Origin of the sequence: Brevibacterium sp. BDJS002, from assembly GCF_028201555.1 — a bacterium.
Taxonomy (GTDB): Bacteria; Actinomycetota; Actinomycetes; order Actinomycetales; family Brevibacteriaceae; genus Brevibacterium; species Brevibacterium aurantiacum.
Map to the genome: position 1 here is coordinate 3,272,121 of NZ_CP116392.1, position 18,964 is coordinate 3,291,084.

Consider the following 18,964-nt stretch of genomic DNA (forward strand, 5'->3'; position numbering starts at 1 on the left):
GAGCCGCACACACAGTCGAGAGCGGCCCTCGCCGAGGCAGCGATTTCAGTCCTTGGTCTGCTCCGGCAGCATCCCCGCGGCCTCGACCGCGCTGCGCACGATCTCGTCGAGGTCGAACTCGGCCTTCCAGCTCAACAGCGCACCGATGCGGGAGACATCGGCGACGAGTGCGGGTGGGTCGCCTGCGCGACGCTCGCCCATTTCGGGCACGATGTCACGTCCGGTCGCCTCGGCGATGGCGTCGATGACTTCCTTCACGGATGCTCCGGTTCCGGTGCCGACGTTGAACACCGTCTCCGAGGTGTTGCCGGACTTCATGTAGTCGAGCGCGGCGATGTGCGCCTCTGCCAGGTCCTTGACGTGGACGTAGTCGCGGATGCAGGTGCCGTCGGCGGTGTCGTAGTCGTCGCCGAAGATGATGGGGGCTTTGCCGTCGGCGATGCGTCCGAGGACGATCGGGATGAGGTTCATGACGGCGGTGTCGGCGAGCTCGGTCCAGCCGGCTCCGGCGACGTTGAAGTAGCGCAGCTTCACGGCGTTGAACTTCGCACCGCGCATCTTCGCCGAGGTGATCGCATTGTCGATCATCCATTCGCCGATGAGCTTCGTCTGGCCGTAGGGGTTGATCGGTCGGCAGTCGAGGTCCTCGGCGACCATCTCGACATCGGGCATGCCGTAGGTTGCGGCCGAGGAGGAGAAGACGAGGGATTCAATGCCGGTGCGTTCGGCCGCGGCGAGGACGTTCGTGAGTCCGCCGATGTTCTGGCGGTAGTACATGATGGGCTCTTCGACGGACTCCCCCACCTGCTTCTTCGCGGCGAAGTGGATGATCGAGTCCACCGAGTGCTCCTCGATCGCAGCGACGAGGCGGTCCTCGGCATCGGCGGCGGCAAGGTCGAGGCTGACGATCGGCAGACCGGTGACTCGGCTTTCGATGCCGGTGGAGAAATCGTCGACGACGAGGACCTCATCACCGCGTTCGGACAGCAGCCGTACTACGTGGGAGCCGATGTAGCCGGCCCCTCCGGTCACCAGAACACTCATGTGCCGATCTCACTTTCACTAGCTCTCTCACAGCGGTCGATACGCTGCGTCATACCCACATCAGAATACGTGACCATCCCGCTTCCCCGACATCAGGGCTTCCCAGACATCAAGACGCACTGAATGAGCAGTGTGGAAATGCCCGAAGTCAGCTTCCCCCTGTTCAACGCCGCCCATGACTGCGAGAGTGAGAACGTCGGCGAACCGCCCGACGCCTGCCCCGTGGAGGACGCCATGGACGAAAGCACGTGTTGCGATGCATCTGCTCCTCATCGCTGATCCCGGCCCTCCGAGTCGTCGGGTCGCGGCGATCAAAGACGAGTTCGAAGAGCTGCTGCGGCAGAGTTTCGCTGTCGACGTCCACGTCGACACCTGCACAGAGACGATCCGTGTGCAGGCAGATCATCAGTTGGAGATGTCGACCCTCGACTCGATCGTGGACAGGTACCCCAGCGCTGACCTCGTCATCATGTTCACCGACATTCCTCGGCACACCCAGGACAAACCGCTCATCGCCGAGGTGCTACCGGACCGCAAGGTTGCTGTGGTCTCGAATCCCACCCTCGGCGCATTGACTACCCGGCGTCGTCTGCTCAAGATCTTCATGAGCTGCACGAATCAGCTGCTGCCCGACGGCCACACGGCTCCGAAGCACAGCCTGCCCAGGTGGGGACAATGGTCGAGCCGGGCTGATTCCGGGCGCCGCACCCTGCATGCTCACACATTCACCGGTGGCACGCGCCTGGTGCTGGGCATGACCATGGCCAATGAACCGCTGCGCATGGCACGGAAGCTCTCGCGCGCTCTGGCCGCAGCCTCGGCGACGGGGGCGTTCGGCATCTTCTACAGTTCGATCTGGCAGATGTCACACCACCTGTCCACGGCGCGCCTGATCTCCATCGGACTCATCGCGATCGCAGTAATGGTCGGATGGCTGCTGACGGTCAACGGCCTCTGGGACAGACCGTCCAGGAAGCGACTGGTCCAGGTCGTCTTCTACTACAATCTGTCCACTGTCCTGACCCTCATCATCTGCGTAGGCGCCCTCTATATACTGCTGGTCGCGGGCATTCTGGTGGGCAGCCTCATCGTCATCGACCCGGACTTCATGGCCCAGACCATCCACCGGCCGGAGGCGAAGTTCACCAACTACCTCGACATCGCCTGGCTCAGCGCCGCGATGGGCGTCGTCGCCGGTGCGCTGGGCTCAACCTTCGACAGCGATGTTGATGTGAAGAACATAACCCATGCTCAACGCCTGCGCTCCCGCGTCTATGTCGCAGGGAACAGTTGACCGATCGGCAATAGCGCTCCAGTTCGCCGACACCCAAGCAAAAGTTCCGCACTCAACGATGCCCGCCAGTACCGCCTGCGAGCGAAGCATGTTGAGTGCGGAATCTAGCCGACTTTGGTCAGCCAGCTGCGGCTAGTCGGCCGTAATCAGTCGGCCAGGGCTGTGGCTGCGTCGTAGCGCAGGATCGCTGCTATTCCGTCAGCGACGTCAGCGTCAACGAGTCCGAAGCCAGCGGAGGAGAGCACAGCGTCAGCCAGGATCGCTCCTTCGCCTTCGGAACCAACATCGTAGTTGAGGAGCACGGTCGCTACGGCCCCGCGCCCAACCGCTTGAGAGACCTTTTCCTGTCCTTCTACTGCAAGGTCGTGCGCCTTGCTGTAGGACAGGTTCTCCGAGTCTTCGGTCTGTTTAGCCTGAACCCGATCAGAGGCAAGCGATTTCAAGGCGTCGTAGAGGGCATCTTCTGCAGCGTCATCATCTGTGCCTCCCTGATCGGTCTCTTCGAGGAGTTCGGTGACTCGGGTCGACAGTTCGGCCTTCACCGCGGTCCGACCTTGAACTTCGCCGGCCACGACGACGAGGTCCGGTTCACGGGCACGAACAATCTGGTCGACCTGGTCAGCGACTGCGCGAGCATTGTCTTTGACGATCTCATCGGCCCGACGTCGGATCTGGTTGTGCGAGAGCGCGCCCTGACGTGGTGCGTGAATGTCCTCATCGTTGTCACCGCTGACGACTGACTCATCCTGCTGCGTCGCCTCGTGCTGTGGGGATACCCGCAGCTCGCGGATGGTCGCACCCTCCTGATTGGCGATGACGAGGACCATATCGACCAGGCGACATCCTTCACGGACATAGGCTCCCAGTTCAGGGACCTGTCCGTAATGTGCGGTGTCACCGGTGCCGAGTGCGGCATCCCAGTGCTCGTCGAGGACGACTCCGGCCGCGTTGGCGACGACGATCCGCCCGTCGGTCTGAACTTCGGTGATGTCTTCGACGATCAATGTGTCGTCGAGGTTCTTGAGGATTTCGTCTGCCGCGCCGGCGCTCGCGAGGTTCTCACGGAGCTCGTCCCACCTCAGCCGCACCTGCTTCTCGGCATCGGCCGCAGGAGAACGCCCTTCCAGATACACGGTGGCGAAGGGACCCTGGTTGTCATATACAGTGCGTAGATTTTCGAAGTTCATCATCAGCTCCGTTCATATTCGATGCCAGATATGTGGCCTCGACCCCAGACTTGCACCTATCGCCAGTGGTTGTAAACAGCCTGCGCTGACGGGAAACAACGCACACCGGGTGGAACGATGTGGTGTTCACCTGTTCAGGTGAGAGCGGCAGTGTCGATGAGATGTTCGGCAATCGCCAGCGCCGAGGTGGCCCCGGGCGAGGGCGCATTCCTGACGAACATCGTGGCTCCCGCACGATCAATGACGAAGTCATCGACCAGGGTCCCGTTGCGGTTCATTGCCTGGGCCCGGATTCCACGGGTTGCTCGGCGCCCGCCTGCCCCGTCGAGGGCGGGAACGTATCGGGCGGCCTCAGCGACGAACTTCTCGATCGAGAGGACACCGCCGATTTCACGGGCGGCGGTGGCCATGTTGCCGGCGGCGAATCTCCAGAATCCCGGATCTGTTGCCACTGCCAGGGAATCGGGGACGTTGAGGCCAAGCCCCTTGTACCCTTCCCGGGAGAAGGAGAGGAACGCGTTGGGTCCGATCATCAGGCCGCCGTCGATGCGGCGGGTCACGTGGACGCCGAGGAACGGGTATTTCGGGTCGGGTACCGGGTAGATCAGGCCGTTGACGGTGTCATTGAAACGCGGTTCGAGGATGAAGTACTGCCCGAAGAACGGCACGACGCTGGGGTTCTTGTCCTCGCCTGAGCGCGCCGCGAGTCGGTCGGCCTGCAGGCCGGCACAGGTGATGACCTGGTCGTACTCCTGCGAGTCGACACTCGAATGAACAATCGCCGTGCTGCCGTTGCTCCCGTTGCGCTGGCCGATTCGCTTCACTTCTGTGGAGAAGCGAACTCGACCACCGCTACGGCGGAAGTCGGCGACGAGAGCTTCGGTCAGGCCGCGATAGTCGATAATTCCAGTGTGCGGTGAGTGCAGCGCGGCTATGCCCTCGGCATTCGGCTCCGCCTCAAGCAGTCCGTCGCGGTCGAGAAGTTCAACATCGGGGACGCCATTCGCTCGGGCACGAGCATGGATTCCATCCAGGCGTTCCACCTCGACGTCGTTCGTCGCAACAACGACCTTTCCGCACTCTTCGAATGCGACATCGTGTTCGCGTGCGAAGTCGAGCAGCAGCGAGACACCTCGCCTGCAGAGCAGAGCCTTGAGACTGCCGGGCTCATAGTAGAGGCCTGCATGAACAACGCCGGAATTGTGGCCAGTCTGATGTGCAGCCGGGTGGTCTTCCTTTTCGTAGAGCGTGACGTCTGCGCCGTCATACTTCTGGACCAGACCCCTCGCGACAGCCGCACCGATGATGCCCGCGCCGATCACAGCGAAACGTCTCTTCACACCCACACTTCAACCCCTTCGTCTGCTGTCGCGGATGCTTTGACCTTATTGCCGTCCCACCCACCGCGCAATCAGTCTGCTGGCAGGCTTTGCTCAGCCTCTCACCTGCCGGCTTGGTCTCGAATCAGCCGCAGTTCATGCACCTGGTCGCGGTTAGGTCTCATTTCTAACTAAGTTGTCATGAATTCGATTACTTCTGCGCAACTTTCGTAGTTACCACAGAATGACTAGGTTGGCGCGGTCGAGTGGGAAATTTTACGCCGCACACGGGCGACCATTTGCCTCTGGACCTACCTCCCGAAGAGACTTCGCGCGGCTTTTGACTTGCGACTATCTCTATATCTGCAGATGAGAAGTCGATTTCAGACAGAGTCACGACCGTCCAGCCACACAGCCCCGTAGCCGCGGTTCAGAATCCTGACACCGAAAATTCACGGACCAGACGATTCCAACTTCACGGTAAGTATAACGACATCGTAACTTTGTCCGTGATTTCGTGATTACTTTTTGGTTACTACGTAGGGTTGTGAGGGATCTGCCAGGAGACTGCCTGTTTCCGCCCAGCGGATGTTCACGATTCAAACGATGTGGAGAACCATGAAGATGCTCCGAGGCCGGCAATCGACCGGCCGTAAAATTGCTGTCGGAGGCGTTGCAGCCGCCACAGCGCTAGGGCTCACCCTGATGACAACGTCACCGGGTTCAGCCGACGAACAGAACCCGAATGAAGATGCTGAGGCCCTTGGCCAGCTGATTGAGTCTGATCTCTTCAGCGCAGAGCTCCTCGACGCAGCTTCTGCATACAGCAGCTTCCCCACAAGTAGAGATGCGGACAGCACACCGCTGAACGTAGATGCTCTCGGCGCACTGGATATCGGCCTTGGGGACGGAGTTTCGCTCCCCCTGATCAGTGACGCAGACGGCAGCGGTCTCCTTGACCTCGGAAATGTCGGCGCGCTCAACTCCTATGGCCATGCTCCTGCTTACAACGATGCGCTGGCCAGCGCCGGCGCTGTCGGCGAAGACGGAGCAATCAATGTCGATGACATCAACAACGGCACCGCCGGTAATGCCAACGTCAACCTCACGTCTCTACTCGACCAGCTCGGTCTGAGCGGAGTCACCGACCAGGTTGTCGATGACCTCACCCTTGAGCTCGGAGCGATCGCTTCGACAGCAGACAGCAATGGTGAAGCAGACAACTCCGATTATGTCGTCGCCGACGGCATTCTGACGGTCTCCAGCCCGGCAGTCGGCAACATTTCCGGTGCACTCGATGAACTCGTCGCGGGCGCTGGTACCACGCTCGATGACGTCATCGGCGACGAAGGCCTCGTCACCGAGCTGGCTAAGGTCGGCGTCAACCTCGATGTGGGAATCGCGTCCGTAGACATCGGCGGAGAAGGCACTCAGGTGTCCGTCGAGGTACGCGATGCCCTCGACAGCGTGGTTGAAAATGTCATCAATGAAGAGCTCAAGGACGCAGCAGGCATCGCTTCGATCGACCTCGAGTCAGGTGACATCAAGATCGATCTCGCGAAGATCCTCAAGGGTGCGGACGCTGAGGACCTCAACGGTCTCGATCCGAACACCCAGGTTCTGACCTCGGATACCATCTCGGCGATCACGACTGCTGTCGCAGACGCACTCGGAGCTCTCACAGGCAAGGTCACCGAGACACTGACCGATGCGCTCAACGAGGTTCACCTCGTGATCGAGCTGCCTGCGAATATTTCAGCCTTGGGCATTCCCGCCGTTGACGGTAAAGTCACAGTAGATGCGACTCTCGGTCAGCTCGCTGGCACAGACGATTCCGACCCTGTCGTAGACACAGATCTGTCTCTCTTGGGCGTTCCGGTCGGCACAGTGCTGAATGCGATCACCCAGCCTGTCATCACCGCGGTGCTCGCAATCACCGAGCCCCTCATCGGCGGAATCCTCACAGCAACCGTTGACGAACTGTCGACCGGTGTCACTTCAATCGTCGATCCCGTCCTCGATGGCCTCGACCCCGTGTTCGGTGCGCTTAACCAGGTTGTCGATCTCACGATCAACGAGCAGCCGACGTTGAAGGATGAGGAAAGCCAAGTCACTGGAAATGGTTCCAATGGCGCTGGTTTCACTGTCAGTGCGGTGAGCCTTGAGCTCCTCCCATCGACTGATGCCATCGACATCAACCTGGCTTCTTCGTCAGTTCGCGCGATCCCTGAGGCTCAGGCGCCGGACCCAGATGCGAACACGAACGCGGCAGCTTCGGCTGCAGCCTCGGCCACCGCTGATGACGACTCAAACGGTTCCGCTGAAGTAGCAGCTCAGGCTGCGGCAATGGATAACGCTGACACCACAGCCTCAGCGGCTGCAGATGTCGACGCAACCTCCGCTGCAGAGTCTGCGGCAAACGAAGACGCTTCATCGGAAACGTCTGCTGACGCCACCACGGACCCCAATGCCGCGGCGACAACCGCAGCAGAGGCAGCGGCACAGGCAGACGCCAGCGACAACACGAACGCGGAATCCTCCGCTGCCGCTGACTCCGATTCAGGCTCTGCCGCTGAGGCCGCATCGACTGCTGATTCCTCTTCGGAGGCTTCGGTCGAGGCCGCAGCAACTGCCGATGCAACTGCTGACCCTGACGCCGCAGCCGCGGCAGACGCCGATCCAGAGGCAGACGTGAACACCAACGCTGCAGCTTCGGCAGCAGCCTCGGCAGACGCTGATGACGATTCCAATGCATCTGCTGAAGTTGCAGCTCAGGCTGCGGCCCAGGCCGATGCCAGCACTGACGAAACTGCAGCCGCAGATGTCAGCGCAGAAGCAGCAGCTGAATCAGCAGCCACCGAGGACGCGTCTTCCGAGACCTCCGCTGATGCAACCACCGAGACGAATGCCTCGGCCACCGCAGCAGCAGAGGCAGCGTCGAACGCGGACAACACTGACGCGGCCAACGCAGACACCAACGCTGCAGCTGATGCCGATCCGGCAGCGGCAGCCAGCGTTGCTTCGAACGCAGATTCCTCGTCGGAGGCCTCGGCATCAGCCGCGGCAACTGCCGATGACTCTGCAGCTGCAGACGCAGACAACGAGTCCGGTGCCAACGAAAACGCCTCGGCCTCGGCATCTGCTTCGACCACCGCTGATGCAACGGCAGACGCAGATCCGTCAGCCCAGGCAGCAGCACAGGCCGCCGCTACCGCTGACGCCGACACCACAGCGTCCGCAGCAGCAGATACAAGCGCTGAAGCAGCTGCCGAGTCCGCAGCCAACGAAGAAGCCTCTTCGCAGGCCTCGACTGACGCAACGACCGAGACGAATGCATCGGCTCAGACCGCAGCCCAAGCCTCGGCGACTGCTGATGACAATGATGCGGCCAACGCCGATACAACCGCAGCCGCTGACGCCGATCCGGCAGCAGCAGCTTCGGCGGCATCGAACGCTGATTCCTCAGCTGAGGCATCTGCGGAAGCTGCAGCAGCATCTGACGCTAGCGCCAGCGCCGATCCGGACAGCGCAGCCTCGGCTGATGCTGACCCAGAGGCATCCGCTTCAGCCGACGCTGACCCAGAGGGCTCGGCAACCGCTGCGGCTGACGCTGCAGAGGCCGAAGCAGAAGCAACCGCTTCTGCGGACGCTGATGGTGCAGAGGCCAGCGCTTCGTCGGATGACGATGCAGATCAGGCAGCTGCTTCTGCAGATTCGGATCAGGCAGCATCGGCTAACGCCGGAGCTTCCTCGGACTCCGAGTCCTCGGCCAGCTCCTCAAGCCAGTCGAACGCTTCCGCAGGTTCGAACGCCTCGGCGAGTGCCGGAGCCAGCACCAATGCCTCGGGCAGCAGCGACGGTGGAGACCTCCCACGGACAGGTGCCGACGGCGCTCTGACCATGGCCGGCTTCGCAGCCCTGCTCATCGCAGGCGGTGCAGCCGTGGTCTTCGGAACACGTCGCTACCGCGCCTCGGCAGGTAAGCACTGATACATAGGAGACTCAGCCACTGAGCTGAGCGCCTGCAGCGGCGGGGTCGGAGCGAAAGCTCCGGCCCCGCCGCCGTCTATTCATCGCGCAAAAACCCGAACCCTAGCTTTACCGCCTGGTAATTTACGACACGCACTCGTGACAATTTCGTCATATTACGCTCCGTGACTCAGCGCACTGCGGCCAGACTTTAGTTCGAACAAAAGTATCGACGTTTCAATACCTGAGACACAAGGATGTCTGCCGGTGAAGAGCGGCGTGGGCGCGACCCCGCATTCTCAAGGCTAGGCCCCTCCTACACCAAAACCTCTCCCGAAGACACCCTCCAGAGGCATTCACCAAAGGTTCACGTCACCACTCACCACCTGCACACACGATCACGCCGTTACATTTTCGTTATCTTTCACATTACTTTCGCATTATTCTCCAATGACCTTGTAGGGTGATTTTCGTTCGGCCGAAAAGCACATGGCACCTTGTACGCAAACAACGTCGGTCGATCCTCACAAATGGAAGTGGAGAAGTATGAAGAAGCTCCGTAACGGGCAGCCGCCCGTGCGTAAGATCGCCGTCGGTAGCGCAGCCGCAGTCACCGCTCTGGGACTGACCGTCATGGTCACCTCGCCCAGCGCAGCCGCCATCGAGCAGGACCCCAATGAAGAGGCCGAAGCACTTGGCCAGCTGGTCCAGTCGGAACTCCTCGACGATCAGCTCGTCGATGCCGCTGGCGCGTACAGCAGCTTCCCCAGCAATCCGGAGGAAGCGAAGACTCCCCTCAATGCAGAAGCACTGAGCGCCCTCGACCTGGATCTGGGCAATGGCGTCTCACTGCCCGTCATCAGCGAGCCCGGCGGCGAAGGCCTCCTCAAGCTCGGCGAGGCCGGAGCACTCAACGCATATGGCAATGCACCATCCGCGGACAGCGCCAAGGCCAGTGCCGGTGCAGTCGGCAAGGACGGCGCCCTCAACGTCGATGACATCAACAACGGCGACTACGGCAATGCCGAAGTCGACCTCACGCAGGTTCTGGGACAGGCCGGTCTCGATGGAGTCACCGACAACATCGTCGACGAGCTCTCGCTCTCCCTGGGCGCAGTCGCATCCACGGCAGAGGCAAACGGCTCGGAAAACCCATCCTCTGAGTATGTCGTGGCCGATGGCGTCATGACCGTCTCCAGCCCCGCAGTCGGTGGACTCTCCGACGAGCTCAACAAGGTTGTCGACGGAGCCGGCGGCACTCTCGAAGATGTCATCGCCGAGGAAGGCCTCGCCGACGAACTGGCCAAGGCCGGCATCGACATCAACACCGGTCTCGCCAACCTCAAGCTCGGCGGCGAAGGCACCACCGTCAGCGTCGAGACTCAGGACGCCCTCAACAGCGTCGTCGAGAACCTCGTCAACGAGAAACTCGCAGACAAAGCAGGAATCGTCTCGATCGATCTCAAGAACGGTGACATCAAGATCGACCTGGCCAAGGTCGTCAATGGTGAGAACGGTGAGGACCTCAACGGCCTCGACCCCAACACTCAGGTGCTGACCTCCGAGACCATCGGAAAGATCACCGACGCGGTTGCCGAAGCTCTCGGCACGCTGAGCGGCAAGTTAAATGAGACCCTCAAGGATGGCCTCAACGACGCCCACGCCAAGATCTCCCTGCCCGCTGAGGGTTCGGTCGCCGGCATCCCAGCTGACGGCAAGATCGACATCGACGCGACACTCGGCCAGCTCGCCGGCACCGGCGAAGGCGATCCGAAGGTCACGACCGACCTCAACGTCGCCGGAATCGACCTCGGCGACCTGATCAACTCGATCACCGGTCCCCTGCTCGAAGGACTCCTGGGAGTCACCGAACCGATCATCGGCGGAATCCTGAACTCCACCGCTGATCAGGTCACCGGTGGAGTCACCGATGCCGTGGACCCGATCCTCTCCGGCCTCGACCCTGTCTTCGAGGGACTCAACAAGGTCGTCGACCTGACGATCAACGAGCAGCCCACGAAGCGCGATCCTGCCGAAGACAGCAACGTCAAGGGCACCGAGGACGCTGGCTTCACCGTCAACGCAGTGAGCCTCGAACTGCTGCCGAACGTGGCTGCACCCAACCAGGCTCAGGCCGCTGATGCCGTTGCCGACATCAACCTGGCTTCCTCCTCGGTCCGTGCGACCGCAGCCGATGAAGCTCCGGGCGATGACGCAAACGCTGATGACACCGCTTCCGCTGATGCGGATGACTCGGCCTCCGCAGACGCTGACGATTCTGCAGCAGCAACTGCTGATGCCGATGACTCAGCAACCGCTGACGCAGACGACTCGGCTGCTGCCACCGCAGATGCTGATGACGCAGCCGCTGCCAACGCTGACGTGAACGCATCGGCTGACGCAGATGACTCGGCTTCGGCAACCAACGATGCCAACGCCTCGGCGACTGCTGATGCAGACGATTCGGCTGCCACCACCGCAGAAGCGAACGCTTCGGCAAACGCTGACGACTCCGCAGCTGCCACCGATGACGCCAACGCCGCCGCTGACAACAACGACGAGGCAAACGCCTCGGCGAGCTCAGCTGACGACGCAAACGCCAGCAACGATGCCAGCGCATCGGCTGCTGCTGACGGTGGCGACCTGCCCCGCACCGGTGCCAACGGCACCTTGGCTCTGGGTGGGCTCGCTGCTCTCCTCGTCGCCGGCGGTGGAATCGCAATCTACCTGACGCGCCGCAACCGCTCAGGTCTCTGAGACTGAGTCTCGTGACCGTGTGAACGGTTGATACCACGCAGAAGGCGGGGTCGGAGTGAGAACTCCGGCCCCGCCTTTCGTCTGCCCGAAAACCTTATAAGCCGCGTCCGGCCTCCCACGGCTCTTCCGAGGAACCGGTGATCAACGCGTTGACGGACATGGCCTGCGCATCAGTGAAGGAGGCGATGTAGTCCACCACCGCTCGAGCCTGGCCCAACCTGACGATGGCGCTGGCGCCCTCCTCGCCGAGGCTGGACGGATCCCTGTCGTAGAGCTCCTGGTACTCCTGTGTGGCGGCCTCAACCGAATCGAGGAGACGCCTGGGAATCGTGGTCGCCTCGTCGGGATCGCGCAGCCATTCGTGGAAGCCCTCCACCAGGGAGGCGATGATCCGAGTCTGCCCCCGCTGATACACCGCAAGATCAGAGCGTTCGAGCACGAACCTCGAGTGGACGAACTTCAGCACCACCACGTCATGCCAGGCGGTGTCGGACAGACGCACATGACCGCTGCGGATATGCGGCTGCGCATCGACGACGATGGAGGCTTTGAGCCGATCGATCCACCGCCTCGTGAACGCGGTGACGGCACGGTCGGCTTCCAGTCCCCCGTCATAGGGCACCGCCAGCAGACCTTCGACAAGATCCCGGTTGACCCGCTGCACCGACTGCCGGAACGCATCTTCATCGGCGATCCACGGGTCCTTCTCCTGAATGTGGCGCCACATCGACTCGAGCGCATGGCCGGGCCGGCGCCGGTCCAACTCCGTGTCATGCAGCTGTGCCAGTTCACGGCAGTCGCCCAGCCACCGGCCCAACTCGGCAGAGACGCTGGTGTACTGCAGAATGTTCGACCGGTAGAAATCGTCGAGGTCGTGCACCGCATAGGCGATGTCATCGGCGACGTCCATCACCGCGCACTCCAAAGTCTGCTGGTATTGCCCCATCCGCGGGAACACCGACAGCGCATCGTGCATCTCGGCCGTCTCGGTGGCGTAGGCAGAGAACTTCATCGCCCCCTGCGCCACCTCGTCACCGACTCCCCTGGGCATCTCGGCCGAGCTCAGCCGCTGATGCTGCGTCCAATCGCTGCGCGCCCACGGGTACTTCAGCACCGCGGCCTTGACCGCCCGGGTGAGATTGAGCCCGCGCGCCGTGGCGTCACAGCTGTCGAGAGCCGTGAGGATGCGGAAGGTCTGGGCATTGCCCTCGAATCCATCAGGCAGACGCAGCACCGACCGTGAGACGCGATCGAGTTCCTTCTCGCCGAGGTGGCCGAACGGAGGGTGGCCCATATCGTGGGCTGCGGCGGCAGCCTGAACCACCACCGGATCGCATCCGCCGAGCTCGGACAGCAGCGTGCGGGTGCGCTCATCGGAGTTATTCAAGGTGATGGCGATCGACCGGGCCACGGCAGAGACCTTGAGCGAGTGCGTCAACCGGTTGTGGATGACGGTGCCCGAGCCTGCCTGCGGGATGACCTGGGTGACGGCGGCCAGTCGCGAGAAGAAGGGAGAGAAACGGATCCGTTCGATATCGACACGGAACTCGTCCTCGCCAGGTTGACCCGCCTCGGCGACGTCGCGCTCGCGTCCACCCTCAGTGTGAAGTTTCAGTCTCTCCGTCATGATGGCCCCAGCCTACAGAATCGCCGCCCCGGTCGGGAGGGACAAGGTGGCGTTGGTTAACATGAGGTGTTCTGCCTACTCAGGCGCCCACTCACCCTCAGGAGCCCCATCCTCATGGCCACACCGAAAAAAGACGTCGACGCGTGGGCGGCGACTCTCGCCCAGGGACAGTCCGTGCCCTTCCTCTTCTCCCGCGGCAAGTCCATCGGGCTCATCATCGCCTGTGTGATCTTCATCCTCGTCGGCCTTGCGATGGCGTTCGGCGGCTCCATTCTGTGGATGATCCTCGGCTGGGTCGCGGTCGCCTTCTTCCTCCTCGGCCTCATCGTCATGGTCCGCAGGCTCTTCGCCCGCACTCCTGGGCTGACGGTCTCCCCCGAAGGCATCACAATGAAGACCGCCAAGGCCGGGCTCGTTCCGTGGTCACAGATCCTCGACATCCACGCGGTGAAGCAGAACTCCAATGTGTTCATCGAGATCGTCATCACCGACGACGAGGCTGACCGCCAGGCGGCCGCTGGCCTCGGAGTCGCAACCAGTACGAAGGACGACGGCACCGAGGAAAAGGTGCTCTGGGCTCCGAATGGTCTCGCTGTGAGAAAGCCTGAACTCTGCTACTGGCTCGAACAAGAACACAAATCACGCACCACCGTGTGACACCACAAGAGTCGTGTGACACCACACGAACCGCGCATATCGCACAATCTGATGGGGCGGCCTGCTTTCGAGCGGGCCGCTTCGTCGTCTCCTGGGATCAGCCCTGACGCTTGAAGGTGTTGCGCCCGGTGATCGCCAACCACAGTCCGGAGGCGACCATCACCACGCTGGTGACTGCCATGATCACATCACCGACGCTGGTGACCCCGTCGCTGGCCAACACTGTGCCGACTGCGATGAGACCGGCCAGGCCGAAAGCGGCCACTGCGATGCCCATGATGCGCAATGTCAGTGGGGTTCGTCCGCGCACCATCATGAATAGGTAACCGGCCAGAAGCCCCAGAGACGCTATGCCGCCGACGGCTTTGACGGTCGTCGTCTCAGGGTCCTCGTTGAGGGTGACCAGGCAGAATACTCCGATGCCGCCGAGGAGGAGCATCGGCAGTGCGAACATCATGATCACAGCGTCGACGCCCGAGGTGAACGTGTACAGCGAGTCTTTGACAGGGGCCTCTGCTGCCAATACCTGAGTCTCAGTGTCCCTGAGTTCCGGGCTGTGGTGCCGCTGCTGATGTTTGAGCCGACGGTTGTGACGAACCTCGACGACGATCGAGAAGATCGGCCACGCGATGAGAACGAAGAATCCGACGTATCCCACGCCCAGGGCGACGCCGGGCAGGACATCCGATAGTAAACCGCTGAGAAAGATGAACACAGCGCCGGGAAAGAACAAGCACACCAGCTTGCCTGCGAAGTTCATCCGGGCCTCTCTCATCTCTCGTCACCTGGGTCATCTGCTGAGCGACCCCACACAATGCTAACGGTGGACCACCTCGGCGAGCGCATGGACCACCTCGGCGAAAGCACCAGGAAATTCCTTGAGACTTGCATCACAGTGGCGTAGCGTCATAGGAACCATAGGAGGTGGGTTCAGTGGTTGGAGTCAACGAAGATTTCTATCAGCCCGGCACGCATCCGGGCGACCTCATCGATGTCTGGGATGAGGAGGCCGGCGAGATGGTCAAGCACATGATCATCCTCGACGAATTCGGAAACGGTACGAGGACGCGTCCTCTCTACGACGACGAGAAAGAGGCAGCCGCGGAGTAGCCGCCTCTCACCACCAGGCCCGAACAGTCTCGGTGGGACCGTCCACTTCGGTGAAGCCCGCGTCAACGACGCTTACGGGCCGATTGCCTGCCGCCCATTCGGGTTTCGTCGGGGTCACCACGCGCAGGCTGAAGTCGGATGCTCGCCACTGGTCACGCACCTCGGCGGGCATCTGCTCGTAGGCCAGTTGCGCACCGTGACCGCACTGCGCTGCGGCCTTGCCCGTCGTCAGCGTCACCAACGGTGAGAGTTCGATGGTCACGACCGCCTCGGCGGCAGACACCGAGGTGCCGCCCTCATCGGGGAACTCAGTGCCGCCGACCTGCAGCTTCTTCAGCTCCTTCGGCAGGGGTTCGACCGGCCCGGGAGGGAACACGAACGCCTCAGCAGGACCGAAATCCTCCGTGCCGCCGAAGGTCACCTCCACACAGCCCAGGGCTCGTGCGTCCTCGAGCTTCTGCCCATCACCTCGGCGCACGACCTTGCGGATGGCCCCGTCACGCCAGTACTCGACCGCTTCGTGCCATTCGCCTTCCGGCTGCGAGCGCGGGTCGTCGAGGAAAGCGACGACGGCTCGGGCGGTGGCTTCGACGACGTCGATGTGGCGGGCAATAGCCGTCTTCGACCGCCGGACCACGATCGGCAGTGACCACGGAACCTCGTGGTCGGACTCGTGTCTGCGCATATGCTCGGTCATGGTGCCAATCCTAGTCGCCGGCAAGACCGCCACCCGAGGTGCCAGAGTCGCCGAGTAGCCTTGACCTGCGAGATGCTGTCGACGAAAGGCACTGACCATTTCCCGTCCGATCCCTGCCGTCGACCTCACCGCGGCCCTGCTGGCCACGATCCCTGCGGACATCGTTGATGCGATGTCTGCCCAGATGAAGGCCGTGCTCGCAATCCAAGCCACGCGCGCCGACGCCTGCCACCAAGTCGGGGAGGATGCCGTGCGTGCGATCACGAAGCCATCGGGCACACCTGCCCGCTTCATTGCCTCTCGCGCGGAGTACCGTGCCGAGCGTTCCTACTGGAACGAGGGTGGTCCGACGATGGACCGCACCGTCGACGGCACGATCTCCGCAGCCGGAGTCGACGTGCCGGTTCGGATCCACTATCCCACCGCCGAGGCGGTGCTGCCGGGAATCGTGTTCCTCCACGGTGGCGGGTTCACCGTTGGTGACCTCGACACGCATGATCGGATCATGCGCGTCCTCGCCGAGACCAGCGGCGCAGCCGTTGTCGGCGTCGACTATTCGCTCTCCCCCGAAGTGAAGTTCCCGCAGGCTCTGCATGAGAGCGCCGGTGTCATCGACCACCTTGTCGACAACGGCAAAGACTTCGGCATTGATGGGTCTCGCCTCGCGGTGGCCGGGGACTCGGCCGGTGGCATGCTCACGATCGGTTCAGCGCTGCTGCTGCGCGATGCTCCTGAGGATATCGGGGCATCGCCGGAGAGCTTCACCGCTGTGAAGGCGCTGATGTCGTTCTATGGGGGTCACGGCCTCACCGATTCGGCCAGCCGACGCAATTTCGGCGGCAGCTGGGACGGTATGGGCACCTACGATCTCGACAGCATCATGTCCGAGTACTTCGCCTCTACCAAGGACACCGAGTCACCCTTCTATAACCACCTCGGTGCCGATCTTGACGGACTGCCGCCGGTCTTCGTCGCCGCGGCCGGACTCGATCCGCTGCGTGATGACGGTCGTGCTTTGGCAATGCGACTGCGTCGAGCCGGAAACGATGTCGACTACGAGGAATACCCCAAGGTGCTGCACTCGTTTCTGCATTTCGGCCGCATCCTCGACGACACTGAGGATGTGCTGACGAAGGCCGCACGCTTCGCCGCCGACCGGCTCACCTGATAGCAGCCGTGACGGCGAAAGTGCTCTGACGCACCTGCACCTCGGCGGCTTGAGGATATGGGCGATGCGGCTGCCAGCGAGAAGACATGTATGCTGGTAGTACCTGCGAACCCATTCCCGGGTTCCCTGCGTCGTCAGGACGCCTCGTCTCTGCAACCGTGAAGAATTCCGGTTACATGATTCCGAAGCCGTTTTCTCTCGGCGGTCCAGAGCGCCAAAACGGCGTTCTCACACCTTGACCGGAAACGGCTCTCGTCACCATTCATCGGTGGTGCTGCGCCCTCCGGCACGTCGAAGGGTCATTCCCATAGCTCCCTCACAGAACCTCAGTTCCACTCGTTCATCTGCAACAGACACCACCCCGCAGACTTTCACCGACCTCGGCGTTCCCGAGGTTCTGACCGAAAGCCTGCGCGCCGAAGGCAAGATCAACGCCTTCCCCATTCAGCAGGACACTCTTCCGGACACACTCGCAGGTCGCGATGTGCTGGGCCGAGGAAAGACCGGTTCCGGTAAGACTCTCGCCTTCTCCATTCCCATGGTGACGCGTCTGGCTGCTGCGAAGTCGGCCGGCTCGAAGCGCAGTCGTCCTCCTCGGGGCCTCATCCTGGCCCCCACACGTGAACTGGCAACCCAGATCACGAACGTCGTCGATCCGCTGGCGCAGGCCTACGGCATGACGACCACGACCATCTTCGGCGGAGTGAAGCAGAAGCGCCAGGAAGTCGCCCTCAACGCTGGTGTCGATATCGTCGTCGCCTGCCCGGGACGGCTCGAGGACCTGCTCCAGCAGGGCCTGGTCTCCCTGGACCACATCGAGGTCACCGTCCTCGACGAGGCCGACCACATGGCCGACCTGGGCTTCCTGCCCAGCGTCACCCGCATCCTCGGCAAGACCCCGGAGCACGGGCAGCGGATGTTCTTCTCCGCCACTCTGGACAATGACGTGAACAAGCTGGTGCGCCGCTTCCTCCACAACGAGGTGCTCCATTCCGTCGACGATCCCTCCTCGCATGTCTCCGATATGACGCACCACGTGTTCGAGGTCCCCGACGACAATAAGAACGAACTGGTTCACCGTCTCGCCTCCGGCACCGGACGTCGCATCATGTTCACGCGTACCAAGCACCGTGCGAAGCGCTTCGCCCGGCAGCTGACCGCGCAGGGGATTCCGGCCGTGGATCTGCACGGCAACCTGTCCCAGGGCGCACGCGATCGTAACCTCGCGGCATTCAGCGAAGGTGACGTGAAGGTCCTCGTGGCTACTGACGTCGCCGCCCGCGGCGTGCACGTCGACTCCGTCGAGCTCGTGGTCCACGTCGATCCCCCAACCGAACACAAGGCGTACCTGCACCGCTCCGGTCGCACAGCCCGCGCCGGCAGCTCCGGCGAGGTCGTGACGATCATGCTGCCCGAGCAGCGCAGAGACACACAGACACTCCTGCGCAAGGCCGCCATCAAGGTCACCCCGCAGAAGGTCACCTCGGACTCCCCCGCTGTGACCGACCTGGTGGGCGAAGCAGCTGACTATGTCGATCCGCAGATCGCCATCGACGCTGCGGCCGAGAAGCAGAAGGCTGAGCAGCCCCAGGGCGGGCAGCGCTCGTCCGGGCGTCGCCGCGGAGGTCGCGGTGGCAGAGGCGGCCGCGGCGGCGAGTCGGCTCGCGCCAACCAGTCCGGTGGCAGCACCGGAGGTCGAAGCCAGGAAGGCCGCTCACGTTCGAACGGTCAAAGCAGCCGCGGCGGAGAAAGCACCCGTGGCGGCCAGAGCACTCGCGGCGGACAGCGCAGCCAGGGTGGCCAGAGCGCACGTGGCGGTCAGAGCACCCGCGGTGGTCGTCCCTCCGAGAACACCCGCGGTGGTCGTCCTTCCGAAGGCGGGCAGAGCACCCGTGGCGGACGTCGCAACGAGAGCACTCGTGGTGGCCGTCGCAGTGACAGCACTCGCACCGCCGGTGGCAACCGTCGGGCAGCGGAGACTCGGGGCACGAGCCCGGAGACCCGCAACCGCAATCGCGGCCAGGCGGCGTCCGGCGGCTCACGAGCGGTCTACTCGTCCAACTCCTGAGTAACTCGCTGTAGAAAAATAGATGACGGCCTTGCCCTAATTGACTAGGGCAAGGCGTCATCTGTCT

The 18,964-nt window shown here is 62.5% G+C and carries 14 protein-coding genes; 8 read left to right on the top strand and 6 right to left on the bottom strand.

All coding sequences use genetic code 11. From position 1 onward, the window contains the following. Positions 1 to 45 precede the first annotated feature (45 nt). Positions 46 to 1,044, bottom strand: a complete 999-nt coding sequence (galE, locus tag PGC08_RS15225; protein ID WP_096157438.1) for a UDP-glucose 4-epimerase GalE — start codon at positions 1,042 to 1,044, stop codon at positions 46 to 48. 123 nt (positions 1,045 to 1,167) lie between these two features. Here galE and PGC08_RS15230 point away from each other — a divergent pair, with 123 nt between their 5' ends. Both PGC08_RS15230 and PGC08_RS15235 read left to right on the top strand, forming a co-directional pair. Then, entirely contained in the window at positions 1,168 to 1,323 is a 156-nt protein-coding gene (locus tag PGC08_RS15230) for a hypothetical protein (RefSeq protein WP_271708803.1), read from the top strand. Then, entirely contained in the window at positions 1,301 to 2,338 is a 1,038-nt protein-coding gene (locus tag PGC08_RS15235) for a hypothetical protein (RefSeq protein WP_193102102.1), read from the top strand. The genes PGC08_RS15230 and PGC08_RS15235 overlap by 23 nt, the downstream gene beginning before the upstream one ends. A gap of 146 nt (positions 2,339 to 2,484) precedes the next feature. Here the strand turns inward: PGC08_RS15235 and PGC08_RS15240 are convergent, their stop codons facing one another. Further along, positions 2,485 to 3,528 carry a baeRF2 domain-containing protein gene (locus tag PGC08_RS15240; RefSeq protein WP_096161240.1) on the bottom strand — a complete coding sequence of 348 codons (1,044 nt, stop codon included), beginning with the start codon at positions 3,526 to 3,528 and terminating at the stop codon, positions 2,485 to 2,487. 131 nt (positions 3,529 to 3,659) lie between these two features. Beyond that, a complete protein-coding gene (gene lhgO, locus PGC08_RS15245; protein WP_101598888.1) occupies positions 3,660 to 4,865 on the bottom strand; it encodes an L-2-hydroxyglutarate oxidase in 1,206 nt (401 codons plus the stop codon). A gap of 684 nt (positions 4,866 to 5,549) precedes the next feature. Between lhgO and PGC08_RS15250 the strand changes: the two genes are divergently transcribed. After that, positions 5,550 to 8,834 (top strand): choice-of-anchor G family protein, encoded by a 3,285-nt coding sequence (locus PGC08_RS15250; RefSeq protein ID WP_271708804.1) that lies wholly within the window; start codon positions 5,550 to 5,552, stop codon positions 8,832 to 8,834. A gap of 525 nt (positions 8,835 to 9,359) precedes the next feature. Further along, positions 9,360 to 11,570, top strand: coding sequence for a choice-of-anchor G family protein (locus PGC08_RS15255; protein WP_271708805.1), 2,211 nt, complete (start codon positions 9,360 to 9,362; stop codon positions 11,568 to 11,570). 94 nt (positions 11,571 to 11,664) lie between these two features. Here the strand turns inward: PGC08_RS15255 and PGC08_RS15260 are convergent, their stop codons facing one another. After that, the gene (locus PGC08_RS15260; RefSeq protein ID WP_096157442.1) at positions 11,665 to 13,197 is read right to left on the bottom strand and encodes a deoxyguanosinetriphosphate triphosphohydrolase family protein; all 1,533 of its coding nucleotides are present in this window, start codon (positions 13,195 to 13,197) and stop codon (positions 11,665 to 11,667) included. A 114-nt stretch (positions 13,198 to 13,311) separates the two neighbouring features. Here PGC08_RS15260 and PGC08_RS15265 point away from each other — a divergent pair, with 114 nt between their 5' ends. Beyond that, positions 13,312 to 13,854, top strand: coding sequence for an STM3941 family protein (locus PGC08_RS15265; protein WP_009883309.1), 543 nt, complete (start codon positions 13,312 to 13,314; stop codon positions 13,852 to 13,854). A 97-nt stretch (positions 13,855 to 13,951) separates the two neighbouring features. On the opposite strand, the gene PGC08_RS15270 is transcribed toward PGC08_RS15265, so the two are convergent. After that, a complete protein-coding gene (locus PGC08_RS15270) occupies positions 13,952 to 14,629 on the bottom strand; it encodes a hypothetical protein (RefSeq protein WP_133066504.1) in 678 nt (225 codons plus the stop codon). Between the two features lie 158 nt (positions 14,630 to 14,787). Here PGC08_RS15270 and PGC08_RS15275 point away from each other — a divergent pair, with 158 nt between their 5' ends. Further along, entirely contained in the window at positions 14,788 to 14,964 is a 177-nt protein-coding gene (locus tag PGC08_RS15275; RefSeq protein ID WP_009883311.1) for a hypothetical protein, read from the top strand. Positions 14,965 to 14,971: 7 nt separating this feature from the next. On the opposite strand, the gene PGC08_RS15280 is transcribed toward PGC08_RS15275, so the two are convergent. Beyond that, positions 14,972 to 15,661, bottom strand: a complete 690-nt coding sequence (locus tag PGC08_RS15280; RefSeq protein WP_096147134.1) for a peptidyl-tRNA hydrolase — start codon at positions 15,659 to 15,661, stop codon at positions 14,972 to 14,974. A gap of 172 nt (positions 15,662 to 15,833) precedes the next feature. Here PGC08_RS15280 and PGC08_RS15285 point away from each other — a divergent pair, with 172 nt between their 5' ends. Further along, positions 15,834 to 16,829 (top strand): alpha/beta hydrolase fold domain-containing protein, encoded by a 996-nt coding sequence (locus PGC08_RS15285; protein WP_096157445.1) that lies wholly within the window; start codon positions 15,834 to 15,836, stop codon positions 16,827 to 16,829. Positions 16,830 to 17,136: 307 nt separating this feature from the next. After that, a complete protein-coding gene (locus PGC08_RS15290) occupies positions 17,137 to 18,897 on the top strand; it encodes a DEAD/DEAH box helicase (RefSeq protein ID WP_101598761.1) in 1,761 nt (586 codons plus the stop codon). The last annotated feature ends 67 nt before the right edge of the window (positions 18,898 to 18,964 follow it).